General features: G+C 67.6%; 21 protein-coding genes. 13 read left to right on the top strand and 8 right to left on the bottom strand.

The annotated features are described in order from the left end of the window. Positions 1-5 precede the first annotated feature (5 nt). Genes A5636_RS23560 through A5636_RS23550 form a run of 3 tightly spaced genes read right to left on the bottom strand, consistent with a single transcriptional unit; the run spans position 6 to position 2,417 of the window. Entirely contained in the window at positions 6-1,046 is a 1,041-nt protein-coding gene (locus tag A5636_RS23560) for an LmeA family phospholipid-binding protein (RefSeq protein WP_065161059.1), read from the bottom strand. Next, positions 1,043-1,873, bottom strand: coding sequence for a carbon-nitrogen hydrolase family protein (locus A5636_RS23555; RefSeq protein WP_065161058.1), 831 nt, complete (start codon positions 1,871-1,873; stop codon positions 1,043-1,045). Before A5636_RS23555 ends, A5636_RS23560 begins: the two co-directional genes overlap by 4 nt. Positions 1,874-1,883: 10 nt before the next feature. Next, positions 1,884-2,417, bottom strand: a complete 534-nt coding sequence (locus tag A5636_RS23550; protein WP_065161057.1) for a DUF2505 domain-containing protein — start codon at positions 2,415-2,417, stop codon at positions 1,884-1,886. A gap of 26 nt (positions 2,418-2,443) precedes the next feature. Between A5636_RS23550 and A5636_RS23545 the strand changes: the two genes are divergently transcribed. Next, positions 2,444-3,544 carry a UDP-N-acetylmuramate dehydrogenase gene (locus A5636_RS23545; RefSeq protein WP_065161056.1) on the top strand — a complete coding sequence of 367 codons (1,101 nt, stop codon included), beginning with the start codon at positions 2,444-2,446 and terminating at the stop codon, positions 3,542-3,544. Between the two features lie 50 nt (positions 3,545-3,594). Beyond that, complete coding sequence (locus A5636_RS23540) at positions 3,595-4,977, top strand: L,D-transpeptidase (RefSeq protein WP_155763974.1); 1,383 nt, start codon at positions 3,595-3,597, stop codon at positions 4,975-4,977. Here the strand turns inward: A5636_RS23540 and A5636_RS23535 are convergent. Further along, the gene (locus A5636_RS23535; RefSeq protein WP_065161054.1) at positions 4,955-5,713 is read right to left on the bottom strand and encodes an SDR family NAD(P)-dependent oxidoreductase; all 759 of its coding nucleotides are present in this window, start codon (positions 5,711-5,713) and stop codon (positions 4,955-4,957) included. The two genes, A5636_RS23540 and A5636_RS23535, sit on opposite strands and share 23 nt — an antisense overlap. A gap of 179 nt (positions 5,714-5,892) precedes the next feature. Between A5636_RS23535 and A5636_RS23530 the strand changes: the two genes are divergently transcribed. From A5636_RS23530 to regX, 6 genes are all read left to right on the top strand, one after another. Further along, entirely contained in the window at positions 5,893-7,209 is a 1,317-nt protein-coding gene (locus A5636_RS23530; RefSeq protein ID WP_081287962.1) for an ROK family transcriptional regulator, read from the top strand. Continuing rightward, positions 7,152-8,597 carry a D-inositol-3-phosphate glycosyltransferase gene (gene mshA, locus A5636_RS23525; RefSeq protein WP_437339859.1) on the top strand — a complete coding sequence of 482 codons (1,446 nt, stop codon included), beginning with the start codon at positions 7,152-7,154 and terminating at the stop codon, positions 8,595-8,597. The genes A5636_RS23530 and mshA overlap by 58 nt, the downstream gene beginning before the upstream one ends. Further along, a complete protein-coding gene (locus A5636_RS23520; RefSeq protein WP_065161052.1) occupies positions 8,594-9,103 on the top strand; it encodes a YbjN domain-containing protein in 510 nt (169 codons plus the stop codon). The genes mshA and A5636_RS23520 overlap by 4 nt, the downstream gene beginning before the upstream one ends. Before the next feature lie 12 nt (positions 9,104-9,115). Next, positions 9,116-9,871, top strand: a complete 756-nt coding sequence (locus tag A5636_RS23515; RefSeq protein WP_065161051.1) for a phosphoglyceromutase — start codon at positions 9,116-9,118, stop codon at positions 9,869-9,871. Positions 9,872-10,005: 134 nt separating this feature from the next. Then, positions 10,006-11,238 (top strand): sensor histidine kinase, encoded by a 1,233-nt coding sequence (locus tag A5636_RS23510; protein WP_155763973.1) that lies wholly within the window; start codon positions 10,006-10,008, stop codon positions 11,236-11,238. A 102-nt stretch (positions 11,239-11,340) separates the two neighbouring features. Beyond that, positions 11,341-12,024: a two-component sensory transduction protein RegX gene (regX, locus tag A5636_RS23505; protein WP_065161050.1), complete on the top strand. Its 684-nt coding sequence runs from the start codon at positions 11,341-11,343 to the stop codon at positions 12,022-12,024. Between the two features lie 52 nt (positions 12,025-12,076). Here the strand turns inward: regX and A5636_RS23500 are convergent, their stop codons facing one another. From A5636_RS23500 to A5636_RS23490, 3 genes are read right to left on the bottom strand one after another with little or no spacing between them, the layout of a single operon-like run. Further along, positions 12,077-13,936 carry a GMC family oxidoreductase gene (locus tag A5636_RS23500; protein ID WP_065161049.1) on the bottom strand — a complete coding sequence of 620 codons (1,860 nt, stop codon included), beginning with the start codon at positions 13,934-13,936 and terminating at the stop codon, positions 12,077-12,079. Further along, on the bottom strand, positions 13,933-14,274 hold the full coding sequence (locus A5636_RS23495; protein WP_065161048.1) for a hypothetical protein: 342 nt from the start codon (positions 14,272-14,274) through the stop codon (positions 13,933-13,935). The genes A5636_RS23500 and A5636_RS23495 overlap by 4 nt, the downstream gene beginning before the upstream one ends. Beyond that, complete coding sequence (locus A5636_RS23490; protein ID WP_253900683.1) at positions 14,271-15,239, bottom strand: hypothetical protein; 969 nt, start codon at positions 15,237-15,239, stop codon at positions 14,271-14,273. The genes A5636_RS23495 and A5636_RS23490 overlap by 4 nt, the downstream gene beginning before the upstream one ends. Before the next feature lie 27 nt (positions 15,240-15,266). Here A5636_RS23490 and A5636_RS23485 point away from each other — a divergent pair, with 27 nt between their 5' ends. After that, entirely contained in the window at positions 15,267-16,034 is a 768-nt protein-coding gene (locus tag A5636_RS23485; RefSeq protein WP_065161046.1) for a FadR/GntR family transcriptional regulator, read from the top strand. Here the strand turns inward: A5636_RS23485 and A5636_RS23480 are convergent. Further along, positions 15,997-16,776 (bottom strand): hypothetical protein, encoded by a 780-nt coding sequence (locus A5636_RS23480; protein ID WP_065161045.1) that lies wholly within the window; start codon positions 16,774-16,776, stop codon positions 15,997-15,999. The genes A5636_RS23485 and A5636_RS23480 overlap by 38 nt on opposite strands. Positions 16,777-16,905: 129 nt before the next feature. On the opposite strand from A5636_RS23480, the gene A5636_RS23475 reads away from it, so the two are divergent. From A5636_RS23475 to A5636_RS23460, 4 genes are read left to right on the top strand one after another with little or no spacing between them, the layout of a single operon-like run. Beyond that, positions 16,906-17,925: a Ppx/GppA phosphatase family protein gene (locus tag A5636_RS23475; RefSeq protein ID WP_065161044.1), complete on the top strand. Its 1,020-nt coding sequence runs from the start codon at positions 16,906-16,908 to the stop codon at positions 17,923-17,925. After that, a complete protein-coding gene (locus A5636_RS23470; RefSeq protein WP_065161043.1) occupies positions 17,922-19,004 on the top strand; it encodes a hypothetical protein in 1,083 nt (360 codons plus the stop codon). The genes A5636_RS23475 and A5636_RS23470 overlap by 4 nt, the downstream gene beginning before the upstream one ends. Positions 19,005-19,031: 27 nt before the next feature. Further along, entirely contained in the window at positions 19,032-19,874 is an 843-nt protein-coding gene (locus tag A5636_RS23465) for a sugar phosphate isomerase/epimerase family protein (protein ID WP_065161042.1), read from the top strand. After that, positions 19,874-20,710: a thioesterase family protein gene (locus A5636_RS23460; RefSeq protein ID WP_065161041.1), complete on the top strand. Its 837-nt coding sequence runs from the start codon at positions 19,874-19,876 to the stop codon at positions 20,708-20,710. The genes A5636_RS23465 and A5636_RS23460 overlap by 1 nt, the downstream gene beginning before the upstream one ends. The last annotated feature ends 23 nt before the right edge of the window (positions 20,711-20,733 follow it).

Below are 20,733 nucleotides of genomic sequence, written 5' to 3'. Positions count from 1 at the left end.
TGAACTCACAGATCGGCGAAGCAGGGATCGGTTTCGCCGGCCGGGATGGTGGCGTTCCGGCTGGAGAAATGGCTGGTGACGCCGCTGTCGGTGACCTGGACGCTGTCGGCGTGGATGCCGAGCGGGAACTTCTTGGTCAGGCCTGAGGTGTACTCGTCCAGCGACGACTGCACCGACTCCTTCGGCAGCGAGAAGCCCAGAGTGTTGAAGCTGACGATCTGCAGCTTGAACCCGCCGTCGGACACCACCGGCTTGGCCACGATGTCGTTCAGCATGCCCTTCAACTCGACGGTCTGATCCTGGGGATGGGTGGTAACGCTGCTGGTGACGAACTCACCCAGAATCGGGATCGCGTTCTGCACGGTCTCCTTGATGCCCTGCGAGGTCCAGGTGATGTTGGCATCGATCGCGCCGATGGTGCCCTTGGAGTCGGGGGTTTTGTTCAGCTTGATGTCCTGCACGCTGAGCTGCAGTTTCATGCCCTTGGCGTCGCGGATCTGATTCCCGGCCGTCTCGACGGTGATGTTGGTGTAGTGGTCGGTGAGCACCTGCCACGTCACCAGCGGTGTCACCCCGAATGACGCGGTGGCCTGATCCTTCGTCACACAGGCCGCCGCTGCTGCGATCTTGTTGTTGGCCTCGTGGCGTATGTAGAGCTCGGTGCCGATCAGTCCCGCCACGACCAGCGCAAACACGATGATCAGAACGAGCAGGATGGACAGCGGATCGCGGAGTCTGCGCTTTTTCTTCTTGACTTCGGCCGCGTCGTCCTGCGGCCTGCCGATCGGCGTCGTCTGGCCGGCGGCCGGGCCGGTCGGTTGCTGGTGAATCCGCCTGGTGTCGGCGTTTGCCGCGGTCAGCTCCTCGGTCTGCTGCGGGGGCTGACCGGGCGGCGGCTGATAGCGGGGTCCGTAGGGATTGCCGGGATGTAGCCGTCCGCCTGGGGGACCTGCGCCCGGTGCCGGGGGTCGGCCGAGCGGGCCTTGATCGCCCGGACGCGCCCAACCCGATGGGCCTTCGTTCCGTGGTCCCTGCGGAGTCGTCACCCCGGTGATTCTGCCCTATCAAGCTGAACAAAGCTTGAGCGGTTGTGCAGCACGGCAATCTTCTTCCTGGCCGCGTCTACTGCGTCCAGGTCCAGGTCGGCGATCACCAGTTGCGGATCGGAACCCGCCGACGCCACCACTTCGCCCAGCGGCGAGGCCACCAGGCTGCCGCCCACGCCGGTGGGTGCGCCCGAGCCGTCGATCGAGTCGCCCGGGTCTGCTTGACCGGCCGCCGCGATGTAGCTGGTGCAGTCCAGCGCCCGCGCACGGGCCAGCAGCGTCCACTGGTCGAGTTTGCCCGGGCCGGACCCCCAAGACGCGCACACCACGATCAGCTGCGCTCCGCGGTCGGCCAGTTCGGTGTACAACCCGGGAAAACGCACGTCATAGCACACCGTCAACCCCACACCGACGCCGTCGACGGTGATGACGACGGGTTCGCGCCCGGCCGCGACGGTGCGCGACTCGGTGAACCCGAAGGCGTCGTACAGGTGGATCTTGTCGTATCGGGCGTCCGGTTCGTTGGGTGTGCCCGGACCGGACGCGATCAGCGTATTGGTGACGCGCCCATCCTCAGTGGGGACGAACATGCCGGCCACCACCGTGATGCCGGCGTCCCGGGAGATCTGCCGGACACCGTCGGCCCAGGGCCCGTCGAACGGTTCAGCGATCGGCCCCAGCGGCACACCGAATCGGCACATGGTGGCTTCCGGGAACACCACCAGCTGGGCGCCCGCCGCCGCGGCCCGTTCGGAGTACTCGCGCACGAGCTGCAGATTCGCGGCCGGATCGGTGCCGCTGAGGATCTGAGCCAGTGCGATTCGCATGACGGCCAGCTTAGGGCGACTGCTGGCTCCGGCTGATAAACGATGTGGTGAAGGCCTGCTCGATGGCTACCAACTGGCCCAGTTCGTTGCCGATCAGACGCTCCAGCTTGCCGCCGATGAACGGAACGCGTACCTGAACGGTCAGCTGGATCGTCATCCGGGATCCACCGGTTTCGGCAACGGGCTCCAGCACCGCGGTACCCCACAGGTTCACCGGGGCATTGACGATGGATCCGGAAATGGAAGCCGTCGCGATGTCATCACGAAGCGGCCCCCAGGTCTCCTCGCGGCGCACGCACAGGTCACCCCGATGCAGCTGGGTGACCAGCCCGGGCAGGTTGTTGCTGCACACGGTCTGCACGGTGACGACTTCGATGGTGCCGTCTTGGCCGGACTCGCCCCCAATTCGCATCGACTCCAGCGTGGCGATGTCGACCGGCGTCTCGGCCAGCCTGCCCTGCCAGTAATCCCGGTCGTGGAATGCCCGATGAACCTGCTCAACAGTGCCCTCGTAGTCGGCCGACATGTCGAATGAACGCGGCATAGCTGGCCACGCTACCGTTACGGGCCATGAAACGGAGCGAACCGGGTTCAGTCTTTGCCGGTGCGCGCGTCGCCGAGTCGGTTTCGTTGGCGCCGTTGACCACACTGCGGGTGGGACCGTTGGCGCGGCGCGTAATAACTTGTGACAGCAGCGATCAGGTCGTTGCGGTTTTGCGGCAGCTGGACGCCGAAGCCCGGAACGGGGCGGGCGGTCCGGTCCTGGTGTTTGCTGGCGGGTCCAACTTGGTGATCGGGGACGGTCTGCCCAACCTCACGGTGGTGCGCTTGGCCAACGCCGGCGTGACCGTCGAGGGCAATGTGGTGCGCGCGGAGGCCGGCGCGGTGTGGGACGACGTGGTGGCCCGGTCCATCCGGGAGCGCTTGGGCGGCCTGGAGTGCCTTTCCGGCATCCCCGGTTCGACCGGGGCGACACCGGTCCAGAATGTCGGGGCGTACGGGGTCGAGGTATCCGACACCATCACCCGGGTTCGGTTGTTGGATCGCGGCAGCGGCGAGGTGCGCTGGGCCGATCCCGGCGAGCTGCAGTTCGGCTACCGCACCAGCGTGCTCAAGCGTGCGGACGGACTCGGGGTGCCCGCGGTGGTGCTGGAGGTGGAGTTCACGTTGGATGCCTCGGGTCGCAGCGCTCCGTTGCGCTACGCCGAGCTGACCGCGGCCCTCGGAGTCACCAGCGGTGAGCGGGGCGACCCCCAAGCCGTCCGGGCGGCCGTACTGGCCCTGCGGGCCCGCAAGGGCATGGTTCTGAACCCGGCCGACCACGACACCTGGAGCGTGGGCTCCTTCTTCACCAACCCGGTGGTGGCTCCGGAGGTCTACGCCCGGGTGGCCGAGCAGACCGAGGGGCAGGTTCCGCATTACCCGGCACCCGACGGCGTCAAGCTGGCGGCCGCCTGGCTGGTGGAGCGGGCAGGTTTCGGCAAGGGATATCCCCAGGACGAGAACGCTCCGTGCCGGCTGTCCACCAAGCACGCGCTGGCCCTGACCAACCGGGGTGGCGCCACTGCGGAGGACGTGATGGTACTGGCCCGAGCTGTTAAGGATGGGGTTCGTGATGTGTTTGGTATCACACTGAAACCGGAACCAGTCCTGGTCGGGTGCGACTTGTAGCTGCTAGTTTGGCCCATTGAGCGCTCGCATAACCCTCCGCCGCGCCTCTTGTGGTGGGGGAGAGGGTGTTTGGCCCGGTATCTTTGTCTGTTGTGAGCACCTCCAGCGCCCCCCGTAATGGCGGGGCGATCAATCGACGCCGGGCCCTTGCGGCCCTGGGTGTCGGGGTGTTCGCGCCCAGCGTACTGGCGGCCTGCGGCGGAAAAACCGGGTCCACGCAAGCGGAGAAGAAGCCACCTCCAGCGCCCAAACTGACCTACCAGCCAGCCAACGCCACCGAGGACGTGGTGCCGATCGCACCGATCAGCGTCGCGGTCAGCGACGGCTGGTTCCAGCGGGTTGCCCTGACGAATTCAGCCGGAAAGCCCGTCGCGGGCACATTCAACCAGGACCGCACGGTCTTCATGACCACCGAGCCGCTCGGTTACGACGGCACCTACACCTGGACCGGGTCGGCCGTCGGTCACGACGGCAAAGCGGTACCGCTGACGGGCAAGTTCCTTACCGTGACGCCGAAAAAGAAGATCGACGGCGGATTCCAGCTGGCCGATGGTCAGACCGTGGGGGTCGCGGCACCGATCATCATCCAGTTCGACGCACCGATCGCCGACAAGGCTGCGGTTGAACGGGCCCTCACCGTCACCACCAACCCGCCCGTCGAAGGCAGTTGGGCCTGGTTGCCCGATGAGGCCAAAGGCGCCCGCATCCACTACCGGCCCCGCGAGTACTACCCGGCCGGGACCACCATCAACGTCGACGCCAAGCTTTACGGGGTGCCGTTCGGTGAGGGCGGTTACGGCGCCCAGGACTTCTCGCTGAACATCCAGATCGGCCGGCGGCAGGTGGTCAAGGCTGAAGTGTCGTCGCACCGCATCCAGGTGGTCACCGATGCCGGCGTCATTATGGATTTCCCGTGCAGTTACGGCGAGGCCGACAAGGCCCGCAATGTCACCCGTAACGGCATCCACGTCGTCACCGAGAAGTACGCCGATTTCTACATGTCCAACCCCGCCGCCGGCTACAGCAACGTGCACGAGCGTTGGGCGGTGCGGATCTCCAACAACGGCGAGTTCATCCACGCCAACCCGATGAGCGCCGGGGCGCAGGGCAACAGCAACGTCACCAACGGTTGCATCAACCTGTCGAATTCCGACGCCGCGGAGTATTTCCAGACCGCGATCTACGGCGACCCGGTCGAGGTGACGGGCAGCACGATTCAGCTTTCCTACTCCGACGGCGACATCTGGGACTGGGCGGTGGACTGGGACACCTGGGTGTCGATGTCGGCACTGCCGCCGCCGGCCCAGCGCCCGCCGGGAACTCAGATCCCGGTTACCGCCCCGGCTACCCCGTCCACGGCGCCCAGTCTGTCGGGCACACCCACCACCACGACGTCACCCAGTTCCGGGCCTAGCTCGCGTCCAGGTGGTTGAACCGACGGGTTGCTGAGGCCTGGTCACGCGGCCGGATGATGATCTGGTCCAGATTGACGTGCGACGGCCGCGCGGCCACGAACCCGATCACCTCGGCCACGTCCGCGGCCACCAGCGGCGTCATCCCGGCGTAGACGGCCTCCGCGCGTTGCTGATCCCCGTCGAACCTGACGAGGGAAAACTCCGTCTCGACTGCGCCGGGAGCGATCTCGGTCAGGCGCACGGGCTTGCCCAGCAGCTCGCCACGCAACGTGCGGTGCAACGCGCCCTGGGCGTGCTTGGCTGCGGTGTAGCCGGCTCCGCCGTCGTAAATCTCAAGTGCCGCAATGGAAGTCACGGTTACGATGAGTCCGTCACCGGAATCGATCAGCCTGGGTAACAACGCGCGAGTCACTCGCAGGGTGCCCAGCACATTGGTTTCCCACATCCAGCGCCAGTGCTCCAGGTCGGCGTCGGCCACCGGTGCCAGCCCTCTGGCGCCACCGGCGTTGTTGACCAACACGTCGACCCGGTCCAATCCGCGGGCCAGCGCTGCCACGTCCTCGTCGCTTGTGACATCGGCCACAACAGCGCTGCCCCCGGTCTCGGCGGCCAACGCATTGATCCGATCCGCCCGGCGGGCCACCGATACCACGTAGAACCCCTGTGCGGCAAGGGTTTTCGCGGTGGCCTCGCCGATTCCCGAACTTGCTCCGGTCACCACCGCCACTCGCGTGTGCGCGTCGGGAAGAGTCATTGGGACAACTCTAATGAACAGTGCTAAATTTCCGGTGTGTACCGCAGTGCCTTGCTCAACACCGCCGCGTGTCTCCACGCGGGCGCGTGTTGTTGCCGCGTGCTTTGCCGCGCCTGAACTGACGCAAGTCGCGGGTGTGGCCAGGGACCCGGCCATCGCAACTCGGACAAGGACTGCCAGTGCACTCGACTACTCTCAGCCATCATTCGCACAGCCGCCCCGGCAGCACGGGGCCGGTGCGGTCGTATCGTCAGATCGTGCCGCCGGCGCTGCACCTCTCCGACTCGGCGGCGGCATCGGTGTTACGCGCCGTACGACTGCGCGGACCGGTGGGCCGCGACGTCATCGCCAACGTCACTTCACTGAGCATCGCAACGGTGAACCGGCAGGTCATCGCGCTGCTGGACGCCGGGCTGCTGCGGGAGCGCGCCGACCTGGCGGTGACCGGGGCGATCGGGCGTCCGCGGGTGCCGGTGGAGGTGAATCACGAGCCGTTTGTGACCCTGGGCATCCACATCGGTGCGCGAACCACCAGCATCGTGGCCACCGACCTGTTCGGTCGCACGCTCGACACCGTGGAAACCCCGACGCCGCTCAACGCCGCGGGCTCCGCGCTGACGTCGTTGGCGCACAGCGCGAGTCGCTATCTGCAGCGCTGGCACCGGCGGCGCGCGCTGTGGGTCGGGGTGTCGATCGGTGGCACCGTGGACAGTGCCAGCGGACTGGTCGACCATCCGCGGCTGGGCTGGCGCCAGGCGCCCGTCGGCCCGGTGCTGGCCGACGCTCTGGGCCTGCCGGTATCGGTCGCGGCCCACGTGGACGCTATGGCCGGTGCCGAACTGCTACTCGGCATGCGACGGTTCGCCCCCGGATCCGCGACCAGCCTGTATGTCTATGCACGTGAGACGGTGGGCTACGCGTTGGTGATCGGCGGGCGGGTGCACTGCCCGGCCAGCGGCCCGGGAACCATCGCGGCCTTGCCGGTGCAATCGGAATTGCTCGGCGGTTCAGGGCAATTGGAATCCACCGTCAGCGACGAGGCCGTGCTGGCCGCCGCCCGCCGGTTGCGGATCCTGCCGGGCATCGCCCCGGCCAACCGCGGCGGTGCCTCGACCACCGCGACCACCGACCTGTTGCGGGTGGCACGGGCCGGTAACGACCAGGCCAGGCAGCTGCTGGCGGAGCGCGCCCGGGTGCTGGGGGAGGCCGTGGCGTTGTTGCGCGACCTGCTCAACCCGGACGAATTGGTCGTCGGCGGCCAGGCGTTCACCGAATACCCGGAGGCGATGGAGGATGTCGAGGCGGCCTTTTCCGCGCGCTCGGTGTTGGCGCCGCGCGACATCCGGGTCACCGTCTTCGGCAACCGGGTACAGGAAGCCGGCGCGGGCATCGTGTCGCTGGACAGTCTGTACGCCGACCCGTTGGGCGCGATGCGCCGATCCGGCGTGGTTGCCAGCCGACGGGGCGACGACCAACCGGCGGCCCTGGGCAAGTAGGGCTTGACCTGCGCAACCCGTGCGCGCGGGCAGGGCTCGATAACCGGTCCTGTAAAGATGACAGTGTGCGTTATGCCGGTGACGATCCCCGTCGGGTTGCCCTGTTAGCGGTACACACGTCGCCGCTGGCGCAGCCCGGCACCGGCGACGCCGGCGGAATGAACGTCTACGTGCTGCAGAGTGCACTGCATCTGGCACGGCGGGGCATCGAGGTGGAGATCTTCACCCGGGCCACCGCGTCCGCTGACCCGCCGATCGTGCACGTCGAGCCTGGCGTGCTGGTGCGCAACGTCGTGGCGGGCCCGTTCGAGGGCCTGGACAAATACGACCTGCCCACCCAGTTGTGCGCGTTCGCGGCTGGCGTGCTGCGCGCCGAAGCCGCGCACGAACCGGGGTACTACGACATCGTGCACTCCCATTACTGGCTGTCCGGCCAAGTTGGCTGGCTGGCTCGCGACCGGTGGGCGGTGCCGCTGGTGCACACCGCTCACACGCTGGCGGCGGTGAAGAACGCCACGCTGGCCGAAGGGGACACTGCCGAGCCGCCGATGCGCACGATCGGCGAACAACAGGTCGTGGATGAAGCGGACCGGCTGATCGTCAACACCGAAGATGAAGCGCAGCAATTGATTTCGTTGCATCGAGCGGATCCGTCACGTATCGACGTGGTGCATCCGGGGGTCGACTTGGACGTCTTCCGGCCGGGTGATCGTGAGGCGGCCCGCAAGGCGCTCGGACTCGGTGCGGACGAGCCGGTGGTGGCCTTCGTCGGACGGATACAGCCGCTGAAGGCACCCGACATCGTGCTGCGGGCGGCCGCCCGATTGCCGGGTGTGCGGATCGTGGTCGCCGGCGGACCGTCCGGCAGCGGGCTGGCCTCACCCGACGGGCTGGCGCGCCTGGCGGACGAGCTCGGCATTGCCGACCGCGTCACGTTTCTGCCGCCGCAGTCCCGCGTGCAGTTGGCCACGTTGTTCCACGCGGCCGATCTGGTTGCTGTGCCGAGTTATTCGGAGTCGTTCGGGTTGGTTGCGGTCGAGGCGCAGGCGTGCGGGACGCCAGTGGTGGCGGCGGCGGTTGGTGGACTTCCGGTGGCGGTGCGGGACGGGGTCACCGGCACGCTGGTGTCCGGGCACGACGTCGGGAAGTGGGCCGACGCCATCGAGCACCTGTTGCGGGTCGGCGCCGGTCCGCAGGGCTGGGCGATGAGCCGCGCAGCGGCCAAGCATGCGGCCACATTTTCTTGGGAGAACACCACTGACGCGTTGCTGGCCAGCTACCGGCGCGCGATCGGCGACTTCACCACCGAGCGGCAGCGCCGAGTGCGCGACCTGGTAGCCAAGCGCAAGCCCCGGCGCTGGACGGCGCGGCGCGGGGTGGGCGCATGAGCGTCGAGCAAGTGATCGAGGAGGCGTTGCAGGCCAGCGATCTGCCGTATTCGAAGCACGCCGGTGCGCGTGGCGGACTGCCCGGCCTGATCGTGGAGTTGCCAGGCGAGCGCAGACTCAAGACGAACACCATCTTGAGCATTGGTGAGCATTCGGTGCGCGTCGAGGCGTTCGTGTGCCGCAAGCCCGACGAGAATCACGAGGGCGTCTACCGGTTCATGCTTAAGCGCAACCGCCGCCTGTACGGGGTCGCTTACACCCTCGACAACGTCGGCGACATCTACCTGGTCGGGCGGATGTCGTTGGCGTCCGTCGACGCCGAGGAAATCGACAGGGTGCTCGGGCAGGTGCTCGAGGCGGTCGACTCGGACTTCAATACGTTGCTGGAATTGGGTTTTCGCTCGTCGATCCAGAAAGAGTGGGAGTGGCGGGTGTCACGCGGTGAGTCGCTGAAGAACCTCGAGGCATTCGCGCACTTGATTGAGGACGACGACGAGACCTCGTGAGAGACTTCCCGCATGGGAGACGTTGGCACGCTGGTGCTGCTGCGGCACGGCGAAAGCGAATGGAATGCGCGCAACCTCTTCACCGGTTGGGTCGATGTCGGCCTGACCGAGAAGGGGCAGGCCGAGGCGGTGCGCGGTGGCGAACTGCTGGCCGAACACGACCTGCTGCCTGACGTGCTCTACACCTCGCTGTTGCGGCGCGCGATCAGCACTGCGCATCTGGCCCTCGACGCCGCCGACCGGCTGTGGATCCCGGTGCATCGCAGCTGGCGGCTCAACGAGCGTCATTACGGGGCGCTGCAGGGGCTGGACAAGGCTGAGACGAAAGAGCGTTACGGCGAAGAGCAGTTCATGGCCTGGCGGCGCAGCTACGACACCCCACCGCCCGAGATCGAGCGGGGCAGCGAATTCAGCCAGGACGCCGACCCGCGCTATGCCAACATCGACGGCGGCCCGCTGACCGAGTGCCTGGCCGACGTGGTGACCCGGTTCCTGCCGTACTACACCGACGTGATCGTTCCGGATCTGCGGATGGGGAAGACCGTCTTGATCGCCGCGCACGGCAATTCGCTGCGGGCCCTGGTCAAGTACCTGGACCAGATGTCGGACGACGACGTCGTGGGGCTGAACATCCCCACTGGGATCCCGCTGCGCTACGACCTCAACGACGAGCTGCGGCCGGTGGAGTCGGGCGGAACCTACCTGGACCCCGATGCCGCTGAGGCTGGAGCCGCCGCGGTAGCCGGCCAAGGGGCCGCAAAAGCCTGATTGCGGCGCGCGCAGGGCCAGTTGCTAAACACCGCGTGAACTGCAGCCGAACACCTGTGGCGGAGCGTGTGACTTGTACGATTTTGGCCGCGCTCCGCTAGGGCGGTGTTCACCTGATTTGTAGGATTTCGTATGTGACTGTGTTCTCGGCACTGTTGCTGGCCGGGGTCTCGGCCGCGCTGGCACTGGCCGTAGGTGTGGCAGCGGGAGTCCGACTGTCGAGGCGAGTGGGGCAACACCGCCAGCGAGTGGCGACCGAGTGGACCGGTATCACCATCGCCCAGATGCTTCAGCGGATCGTTGCACTGATGCCGATGGGCGCGGCGGTGGTTGATACCCATCGCGACGTCGTTTATCTCAATGACCGCGCCAAGGAGCTCGGGTTGGTGCGCGACCGGCAGCTCGACGACGAAGCGTGGCGCGCGGCCGAACGGGCGTTGGGTGGCGATGAGGTCGAGTTCGATCTGGCGCCCGCCAAGCGGTCCAGCGGCAGATCTGGGTTGTCGGTCCACGGATACGCCCGATTGCTGAGCGAGGAGGACCGCCGGTTCGCGGTGGTCTTCGTCCATGACCAGTCCGACTACGCCCGCATGGAGGCGACCCGGCGCGACTTCGTGGCCAATGTCAGCCACGAGCTCAAGACTCCGGTTGGTGCGATGGCGTTGCTCGCCGAGGCCCTGCTGGCGTCGACGGACGATACCGAGACCGTCCGCAGGTTCGCCGAGAAGGTTTTGATCGAAGCCAACCGCTTGGGCGACATGGTCGCCGAGTTGATCGAGTTGTCCCGCCTGCAGGGCGCCGAGCGACTGTCCAACGTGACCGATGTCGACATCGATACTGTTGTTTCCGAAGCGATTTCGCGCCACAAGGTGGCCGCTGAAAACGCCCAGATCGAGGTCCGCACCGATGCCCCGAGCGGGCTGCAGGTGCTCGGGGACCAGACCTTGCTGGTGACCGCGCTGGCCAATCTGGTGTCCAACGCGATCGCCTACTCCCCGCGCGGCTCGTTGGTCTCGATCAGCCGACGCAGGCGCGGCGACAACGTCGAGATCGCGGTCACCGACCGGGGCATCGGAATCGCGCTGGAAGACCAGGAGCGCGTCTTCGAACGGTTCTTCCGCGGCGACAAGGCCCGTTCGCGCGCCACCGGGGGCAGTGGGCTGGGGCTGGCGATCGTCAAGCACGTCGCGGCCAACCACGGCGGCACCATCGGGGTCTGGAGCAAGCCGGGGACCGGATCGACCTTCACGCTGTCCATCCCGGCAGCCGGGTCGGCGCCGCAGGGCAACGTCGAGCACACCGAGCAATTGCTGAGCCGCGAGGTGCGGCCGGGCAGGTCACAACGAGAGGAAGAGCTAAGTCGATGACCCGCGCACACGACGATGCAGAGCGCAGCGATGAGGAGGAGGTGCGCCAGTGACCCGCGCACACGACGATGCAGAGCGCAGCGATGAGGAGGAGGTGCGCCGATGACAAGCGTATTGATCGTTGAAGACGAGGGTTCGCTGGCAGATCCGCTGGCATTCCTGCTGCGCAAAGAGGGTTTCGAGGCCACGGTGGTGACCGACGGTCCCGCGGCGCTCGCCGAGTTCGACCGGGCCGGCGCCGACATTGTGCTGCTGGATCTGATGCTGCCGGGAATGTCGGGCACCGACGTGTGCAAGCAACTGCGTGCCCGCTCGGGTGTGCCGGTGATCATGGTTACCGCCCGGGACAGCGAGATCGACAAGGTGGTCGGTCTGGAGTTGGGCGCCGACGACTATGTCACCAAGCCGTACTCCGCGCGCGAACTGATCGCCCGGATCCGGGCGGTGCTGCGCCGGGGCGGCGACGACGACTCGGAGATCAGCGACGGAGTGCTCGAGTCAGGCCCGGTCCGCATGGACGTCGAGCGGCACATCGTCTCGGTGAATGGTGACGCAATCACGTTGCCGCTCAAGGAGTTCGACTTACTCGAATACCTGATGCGCAACAGCGGACGGGTGCTGACCCGTGGCCAGCTGATCGACCGGGTGTGGGGTGCGGACTACGTCGGCGACACCAAAACCCTCGACGTACACGTCAAGCGGCTGCGCTCCAAGATCGAGGCGGACCCGGCCAACCCGGTGCACCTGGTGACCGTGCGCGGGCTGGGCTACAAGCTGGAGGGTTAACCCAGCCGGTTGGGCGGCTCCGGTAGCGAGTTGCGGGTGTCGGCGTCGCCCGTCATCCAGTGATCTCGCCGGCCACGGCCAACGCCATCGCCATGATCGACAGCTGCGGATTCACCTCAGGGCAGCTGGGCAGGATCGACGCGTCGGCCACCCACACTCCATCGACGCCGCGCAGCCGGCCGGCCGAGTCGACCGGACACACCTGCGCATCGGAGCCGGCGGCCGCGGTGCCGGTTGGATGAAACGCAGCCAGGTGCAGGCTGCGCGGATTGCTGCGGGCCAGTACTTCCCGTAGCTCGGGCATGGAGCGCACCGTCATCGCACCGGGCAACCCGGTGAGCACTTCCACCGCGCCCGCCGCGAAGAGCAACCGGCCAATGGCCTCCAACGCCACCCGCAACTTGGCGATGTCGGCCTTGGCAATGTCGTAGCGCACCAGCGTCTCGCCGCGCACCGACAACACCGAGCCGACGCCCGCGTCGGCCACCATGGCGCCGAACGTCGCGATCTGAGGTGCCCGGTCGAGCCAGCTGAGCAGTTCGGCGCCGTAACCGGGAAAGACCATCGAGCCCATGCCGGGCGGTGTCGACGTCGCTTCGATCAGCACGCCGTCGGACTCGTGCAATTCGTGGACCGCGGCGCTCTGCAGGATGCCCCGCCAGGCGTAGACATCCTCGTCGAAGCGGCCGGCGAGCATCGTCGCCGGGTGCAGCGCCAAGTTGCGGCCCAGCCGCGGATGCCTGCCGAGGCCGCTGCGCCGCAACAACACCGGTGTCTCGGTGGCACCCGCGGCTATCACCACGGTGTCGGCCAGGACGTCGATCGCAGTGCCGTCCGACCGACGGGCGCGCACCCCGCGAGCGCGCCCGTTCGAATGCAGCACCCGCTCGACGCGGGCCTGCGAGATGATGCGTGCTCCGGCCGCACAGGCCTGGGGCAACGCGTTGAGGTGAACACCGAACTTGGCGTTGTGCGGACACCCGATGGCGCATTGGCAGCAACCCTCGCAGCCCGGCGCGTTGCGCGGGATCGGCGCCGCCTGCCAACCCAGCGACCCCGCAGCGTCCAGCAGCAGGTTGCCATTGCGGCCCATGACGTCACGACGCGCAGGCGCCACCTGCAGGGTGCGCTCGACCTCGTCGAGGTGGCAGCCGAATCTATCCGGATCGGCCAGGGTCAGGCCGAAGTCGTCGCGCCAGCGCCGCTGGACGCCCAGTGGCGGGCGGAAACAGGTGCCCGAATTCACCACGGTGGTGCCCCCGACCGCCCGGCCCATCGGCAACACCACCGCGGGTCGTCCCAGCGCGACGGTCGCCCCGGCTCCGCGATACAACCCGGCGTACCGATCGATCGGGTGCGTGTTGCGGAAATCTTCTACCGTCCAGCGCCGACCCTCTTCCAGGACAACGACATTCAGGCCGGCCCGGGCCAGGGTGCGGGCGACCATCGCGCCGCCGGCTCCCGAGCCGACGATCACCGCATCGGCGGTGAGGACGGATGCACTCTCGGCTGCGGGGGTGACGTCTAACGCTGCGTCCGGGCGGACCACGTCGTCGCGCTGGGCGCGGGCCAGCAGTTCGGCTGCGTAGCTGTCGGCGCCGTTGGCCAGCAACGCGATCACCTTCATGCCTTCCACCGCGGCGCCCGCATCAGCGCTGAGTGCCGCGATGCGACGCAGCACCTGTTCGCGTTCGGCGGGGCCGAGCCGGCTCAGCGAGCGGCCCGTGGTGAGGTAGCTGGCCGCGGCCAGCGAGAAGAGCCCGGCGCGCACCGCCAGCCGCGAGGTGGCCGGCATCCGGTCGAGATACCGGTCGACGCGTGTGGCGAACTGGTCCGGGGACGGCCCGCCGTGCTCCTCGGGGAGCAGTGCGGTACCGAACGAGGCGGTCGCGCGTGCTGCCAATCGGCTCATGAACGCGCGGACAGCAATCGCCCGACACCGCGCCCGAGCTTCAAAAAGAAGGGGTAGGTCGCGAAAATGCCGCCGGCCGCCGCGTGCAACGGCCATTCGGCTTTGTCGGTCTCGACGTCGAAAACGCCGCTGTTCCACATGAAATCGCGTCCGTTCTGCGCGCGGAACGGACGCCACAGGAAGCCGAGGCCGGGCACGTTGTTGTACAAACCGAACGACCCGGCGAAAAATACGCCCATGACGGCTGCTTCGACGACGTCGCGGCGCTGTGCCGGGATACGACGCTCGATGAGCACTCCGGAGGCGAACAGCAGCGGCGGGTCCAATGCGAAACTCATTGGCGTGTCCTCTCGTTGATCGGGGGAGCCTGGTTGCCACGAAGGCCGACTTCGGCATGGCCGGTGCCCTGCACCGCCCACCGGCGGTCGCCGAGCTCGATGTAGACGTCGGCCTGCTCGGTGTTGGTGCAGACGCACTTGGCGCCGTCCGGATCGGTGTATTCCAGGCTCACGCACCGCTGCGGGGGTTGATCCACCCGGATCAACACGTCCCGGCGCCCGATGCGGCCTTCCAACTGCCAGTGCTGCAGACCAAGCCGGGTCCGCATCCGTAGCGACGGTAAATTGCTTGCGGGCCAATCTTTTCCGTCAATTCGGAAACGAACGAACGCCAGCGGTGCCAGGCGGTTCAGTCCAGGCTTGTGCGAGACCGCGGCGACGGCTTCCAGCACGTCGCCGTCGCCGAGGTCGGCGTGCACCCAGGCCCAGCGTTTGGCGTTGCCATGCCCGTAGATGTGGGCGACGTTGCCCCGCCAGTTGTCGACGGCAACGGCGGCGTCGTCCACGGTCAGCGAACCGGTGAAATCCGCCGTGGGCGCGAGCACGACTTGGGCGCCGGGCAGCAACTCGCGCTCCCAGGCCAAGCGCGGGAACGTCCACAACGGAGCCGAGGTGTCCTTCCAGGACAGTTCCCAAGCGAGCGATCCTGCGCGCCCGGCCAACTTTTCCGGTCCCACCACAGCGCCTACCGCGTGGAACCAGTCCGGGCCGGACGCGGGTTGGACGGGTTCGGGGCCGAATCGTTCGGTGCGAGGCGGCCCGGCGGGCGGAAACCAGGTGGCCCAGCCCAGGGCGTACGGCGCTCCGTCGGTCGGGGCCACCGTTTCGCAATGCACCCACAAACCGGCGCTCGTCGCCGGATCCGACAGCGTCGAGTACCAGATTTCCAGCCGTCCGGGCTTACCCCGCCAGCGCGGGTTCGCCGCTGAGAGCAATTCGCTGTGCACCGCTGTTCCCTTCGTCACAGCGAACATACTATATTGGTTGAGCCAATGAACCAATCGAGTCGTATTTCGCCCCCGGATCGGCAGCGCGTCGACGAGCAGATCGCCGCGTCGATCGCGGACGCCATCCTCGACGGGGTGTTTCCGCCGGGATCGACGCTGCCGCCGGAACGGGAACTCGCAGAGCAGCTCGGAGTGAATCGCACCTCGTTGCGGCAGGGTTTGGCGCGAGTGCAGCAGATGGGTCTGATCGAAGTCCGGCACGGCAGCGGCAGCGTGGTGTGTGACCCAGAGGGCCTGACCCATCCGGCTGTGGTGGAGGCGCTGGTGCGCAAGCTGGGACCCGGATTCTTGGCCGAGTTGCTCGAGATCCGTGCGGCGCTGGGTCCGCTGATCGGTCGGTTGGCGGCTCAGCGGGGCACCGCCGAGGATGGCGAGGCCTTGACCGCCGCGCTGGCGGCGGTGGGAGAAACCGACACCGCCGCCGCGCGCCAGGCGGCCGACCTCGCGTTCTTCCGGGTACTCATACGCAGCACCCGCAACCGCGCGCTGGGTTTGCTATATCGCTGGGTGGAGGATGCCTTCGGCGGCCGCGAACACGAGCTCACCGAGGCTTACACCGACGCTGGGGCGGTCATGTCGGACCTGCAAGCGATCACGGAGCCGGTGCGGGCGGGAGATGCCGCGGCCGCGGCCGCCGCCGTCGAGACCTACCTCAACGCCAGCGCGCTGCGGATGATGCTGGCCTACCCGGGAGGTGGCGATGCCGACGAGCGCGCTACCGGGCCGCGCGAGTCGCGGGATGCACCGCGATGAGCCCTAATTGGCTGCGCCGCTTGCACATTGCGGCCAGCTCGGCATAGGCCTTCTCGCCGAGCAGCTCGGTCAATTCGTCGGCGAGGCTTTGCCAGACCTGCAGTGCGCCGACATGGGCGGCCGGATCTCCGGTGCAGTACCAATGCAGGTCAGCACCTCCCGAGCCCCAGCCGCGGCGGTCGTATTCGGTCAGCGTGGTCTTGAGGATCTCGGAGCCGTCCGGCCGCGTCACCCAGTCCTGGCTACGCCGGATCGGCAACTGCCAGCAGACGTCGGGTTTCATGGTCAGCGGCGGCACACCGAGCTTCAGGGCTTTGCTGTGCAGGGCACAGCCGACGCCGCCGGGGAAGCCGGGCCGGTTCAGGAAAACGCAGGCGTTCTTGTACTTGCGGGTGCGGTATTGCTGCTCGCCTTCATGCTCATCGAGCTCCAGATACCCCTTGCGGCCCAGGCCTTTGTCGCGGAACTGCCAGTCCTCGCTGGTCAGCTTCTTCACCGCGTCGTCCAACCGGGCGCGGTCGTCGTCGTCGGAGAGGAACGCGCCGTGCGAGCAGCACCCGTCGTCCGGGCGGCCCGCCACGGTGCCCTGGCAGGCGGGTGTGCCAAACACGCAGGTCCAGTGCGACAGCAGCCAGGTCATGTCGGCTGCAATCAGGTGTTCGGGATTGTCAGGGTCGTAGAACTCCACCCATTCCCGGGCGAAATCCAGTTCGACCTCTTGCCCGGGCCGCGAGTTCTCCACGGTTGCAACGTTAGTCCAGTATTCCGGCGGCTACCGGCTTCGCCGTCCAGCGCGAGTCGCCACGCCCGGCGGTGGGCCTGGCTGCGGGCCGCGAGCGGAGCGCACCGTCATTCCGGCTAGTTTTGGTTGGTGCGATTGGGCGTCCTGGACGTGGGTAGCAACACGGTCCATCTATTAGTGGTCGACGCGCATCGGGGCGGATGTCCGGCCCCGATGAGCTCGACCAAAGCCACCCTGCGGCTGGCCGAGGCCACCGATAGCGACGGCAAGATCACCAAGCGCGGCGCGGACAAGCTGATCTCCACGATCGACGAGTTCGCCAAGATCGCGGTCAGCTCGGGATGTGCCGAGCTGATGGCTTTCGCCACGTCCGCGGTGCGCGACGCCGAGAATTCCGACGACGTGCTGTCCCGGGTGCGCAAGGAGACCGGCGTCGAGCTTCAGGTGCTGCGCGGCGTCGACGAATCCCGCCTGACCTTCCTGGCGGTCCGGCGCTGGTTCGGGTGGAGCGCGGGACGAATCATCAACCTCGACATCGGCGGCGGGTCGCTGGAGGTGTCCAGCGGGGTGGACGAGGAGCCCGACGTGGCGCTGTCCCTGCCGCTGGGGGCCGGGCGGCTGACCCGCGAATGGTTGTCCGACGACCCGCCCGGGCGGCGGCGGGTGGCGATGCTGCGCGACTGGCTGGACGCCGAGCTCGCCGAGCCCAGCGCCACGGTCCTGGACGCCGGTGCGCCCGACCTGGCCGTCGCCACGTCGAAGACTTTCCGGTCCTTGGCGCGGCTGACCGGCGCGGCGCCATCGGCTGCGGGCCCGAACGTGAAGCGGACGCTGACGGCCAACGGCCTCAGACAACTCATATCTTTCATCTCTAGGATGACGACCGCTGACCGGGCAGAACTGGAAGGAGTGAGCGCCGAGCGCGCGCCGCAGATCGTGGCGGGTGCTCTGGTAGCGGAGGCGAGCATGCGAGCGCTGTCAATCGAAGCGGTGGATATCTGCCCGTGGGCGCTACGGGAAGGTCTCATTCTGCGCAAACTCGACAGTGAAGCCGACGGAACCGCGCTCATGGAGACCCCGGTGCGCAATGCTGGAGGTCAGTTGGTTGATCGGACCGCGCCCAACCGATCGAGAGGCAGCAAAGCATGACGGGACCAGATTCCGAGGAGACCAAGCAGATCTCGGTCGCCGAGCTGCTGGCCAGGAATGGAACCATCGGCGCCCCGGCAGTCACCCGGCGGCGGCGCCGCCGTCGCGGTGACGATTCGATCAGCGTCGCCGAGCTGACCGGCGAAATTCCGATCATCCGGGACGACCGCCACGAAGAGGCCGCCCGCCCGGCGCCCGCAGTGGCCCCAGCCGAACCCGCCGCCAAAGCCGAACCTGCCGTCGAACCCGAATCTGCCGTCGAACCCGAAGCCGTCGAACCCGAATCCGCCGTCGAGCCTGAATCTGTCGTGGCGCCCGCGCCAGCGGTCGAGGCCCCTGCCGACATCGAACAGCCACCAGCTGACGCCGGACCGGAAACCAAGTCCCTGTACTGGTCCGAACCCGAGCCCCGCTGGCCGAAGTCAGAACCGATCGGCAAACGCAAAGGCGGACCCGAGCGCAGCGAGTACCCACGGCCCCTGCGTCACTTGGACGTCGTCGACGCCCAGGAGCAGCAGTCCGGCGCGGAGGGCATGAGTCCAGACCCGGTCGGGCACTACACAGACGCCTCGGTGGACGTCATGGACAGCGAGGTACGCGAAGCCGAAACTTCTGTCGAGGATTCGGCTTACGTGCGTTCGTATCTGCACGGATCCGACGACGACGCCGAACACACGTTGTTCGGTGGGCAGTCCATTGCCGACGAGGTGGCCCGGCGACGCGGCGAGCTGCCCGAACTGTTCGAAGAGGACGCTGAAGAACCCGAGCTGGAATCCGACCGCTCAGCGCGGCAAACGCGCTCGCGGGACAGACTGGCCGCGATCGGCGCCGGCCTGGTGACGGTGTTGCAGTCGATTCTCGCGGTGGTCTTCGGGGCCGGCTTGTTCATCGCCTTCGACCAACTGTGGCGGTGGAACTCCATTGTTGCCCTGGTGCTGTCGGTGCTTGTCATCCTGGGATTGGTGGTCGGGGTGCGGGTGGTCCGCAAAACCGAGGACATCGGCAGCACGTTGATCGCGGTGGCGGTGGGTGCCCTGATCACCCTCGGACCGATGGCCCTGTTGCAGACAACGGGTTAGGCGCCTCGGACAGGCTTCAGACAGACAGTGCGCCCAGCAATCAAAGTCGGCCTATCCACGGCCTCGGTGTATCCCCTGCGGGCCGAGGCCGCGTTCGAGTATGCGGCCAGGCTCGGCTACGACGGGGTCGAGCTGATGGTTTGGGGCGAGTCGGTCAGCCAGGACATCGACGCGATCGGCAAGCTGTCGCAGCGTTACCGAATGCCGGTGTTGTCCGTGCATGCGCCCTGTCTGCTGATCTCGCAGCGAGTGTGGGGTGCGAACCCGATCGTCAAATTGGACCGCAGTGTGCGTGCCGCCGAACAACTCGGCGCGCAGACCGTCGTCGTCCACCCGCCGTTTCGGTGGCAACGGCGCTATGCCGAGGGATTCCGGGAACAGGTGATGGCCTTGGAAGCGTCCAGCAATGTGATGGTGGCCGTGGAGAACATGTTTCCGTTTCGGGCCGACCGTTTCTTCGGCTCGGACCAAACCCGGGAAAGGATGCGCCGGCGCGGCGGGGGGCCCGGACCGGCGATCTCGGCGTTCGCGCCGTCATATGACCCGCTGGACGGAGGCCATGCGCACTACACGCTCGATCTGTCCCATACCTCCACCGCCGGCACCGACTCCATGGAGATGGCGCGCCGAATGGGTTCGGGCCTGGTGCATCTGCACCTGTGTGACGGCAGCGGGTCGCCCGCCGACGAACATTTGGTGCCCGGCCACGGCACCCAGCCCACCGCCGAGGTATGCCAGATGCTGGCCGCGAGCGACTTCACCGGGCACGTCGTGCTTGAGGTGTCCACCTCCTCGGCGCGTTCGGCCGCGGAGCGCGAGGCGATGCTGATCGAATCCCTGCAATTCGCCCGGACCCACCTGCTGCGCTGATGACCACTCCCTTGTTCAGCAGCGCGATGGCGTTGCAACCCGTCGGCACCGAGGACCGGTCTCACCAGGTCTTCGAGGGCGAATTGAACGAGCACTGGACCATCGGTCCCAAGGTGCACGGCGGGGTGATGGTCGCGTTGTGCGCCAATGCCGCCCGGACCGCCCACGGCGGTGACTATCTGCAACCGGTCGCGGTGTCGGCGAACTTCCTTTCCGCGCCCGATCCCGGAGCGATGCGGCTGGTGACGACGCTGCGCAAGCGAGGCCGCCGGATCAGCGTGGTCGACGTCGAACTGATGCAGGGTGACCGGACCGCCGTGCACACGGTCGTGACGTTGGGCGAGCCGGAACACCACCTACCGGGGGAGACCGCGCCGTTGCTGTCGGCCAACCCGGTGGTGGACCTGATGGCGCCCCAACCGCCCGCTGACCTGGCACCGATCGGCCCCGGCCATGCACTGGCCGGCCTGGTGCACCTGGGTGCGGGCTGCGACATCCGGCCGGTGCTGTCGACCATGGAACCTCCGGCCCAGGGAGGGCCGCCAGTGATCCAGATGTGGGCGCGCCCGCGCGATCTGGCTCCCGACCCGCTGTTCGCGTTGATGTGCGGGGACCTGTCGGCACCGGTGACCTTCGCCGTGGACCGCACCGGCTGGGCGCCGACGGTCCAGCTCACTGCCCTGCTGCGGTCACTGCCGGCCGACGGCTGGCTGCGCATCATCGCCACCTGCGTAGAGATCGGGCATGACTGGTTCGACGAGGACCACACCGTCGTCGACGAACTGGGGCGGCTGGTAGTGCAAGCGCGCCAACTGGCCATGGTGCCTGCCCGGTAACCCGCCCGCCCGGTCTGCAATGC

Source organism: Mycobacterium asiaticum (assembly GCF_001673315.1).
GTDB lineage: Bacteria > Actinomycetota > Actinomycetes > Mycobacteriales > Mycobacteriaceae > Mycobacterium > Mycobacterium asiaticum_B.
The sequence above is the reverse complement of the archived record's forward strand: the minus strand, read 5'-3'. Positions and strand labels throughout refer to the sequence as shown.

Excerpts from the sequence above, each read along its gene's own strand:
- A5636_RS23555 (WP_065161058.1), bottom strand. The coding sequence starts at position 1,873 with ATGCGAATCGCACTGGCTCAGATCCTCAGCGGCACCGATCCGGCCGCG.
- A5636_RS23470 (WP_065161043.1), top strand. The coding sequence starts at position 17,922 with ATGACGGGACCAGATTCCGAGGAGACCAAGCAGATCTCGGTCGCCGAG.
- A5636_RS23535 (WP_065161054.1), bottom strand. The coding sequence starts at position 5,713 with ATGACTCTTCCCGACGCGCACACGCGAGTGGCGGTGGTGACCGGAGCA.
- A5636_RS23550 (WP_065161057.1), bottom strand. The coding sequence starts at position 2,417 with ATGCCGCGTTCATTCGACATGTCGGCCGACTACGAGGGCACTGTTGAG.
- regX (WP_065161050.1), top strand. The coding sequence starts at position 11,341 with ATGACAAGCGTATTGATCGTTGAAGACGAGGGTTCGCTGGCAGATCCG.
- A5636_RS23515 (WP_065161051.1), top strand. The coding sequence starts at position 9,116 with ATGGGAGACGTTGGCACGCTGGTGCTGCTGCGGCACGGCGAAAGCGAA.
- A5636_RS23545 (WP_065161056.1), top strand. The coding sequence starts at position 2,444 with ATGAAACGGAGCGAACCGGGTTCAGTCTTTGCCGGTGCGCGCGTCGCC.
- A5636_RS23500 (WP_065161049.1), bottom strand. The coding sequence starts at position 13,936 with ATGAGCCGATTGGCAGCACGCGCGACCGCCTCGTTCGGTACCGCACTG.
- A5636_RS23460 (WP_065161041.1), top strand. The coding sequence starts at position 19,874 with ATGACCACTCCCTTGTTCAGCAGCGCGATGGCGTTGCAACCCGTCGGC.
- A5636_RS23485 (WP_065161046.1), top strand. The coding sequence starts at position 15,267 with ATGAACCAATCGAGTCGTATTTCGCCCCCGGATCGGCAGCGCGTCGAC.
- A5636_RS23495 (WP_065161048.1), bottom strand. The coding sequence starts at position 14,274 with ATGAGTTTCGCATTGGACCCGCCGCTGCTGTTCGCCTCCGGAGTGCTC.
- A5636_RS23520 (WP_065161052.1), top strand. The coding sequence starts at position 8,594 with ATGAGCGTCGAGCAAGTGATCGAGGAGGCGTTGCAGGCCAGCGATCTG.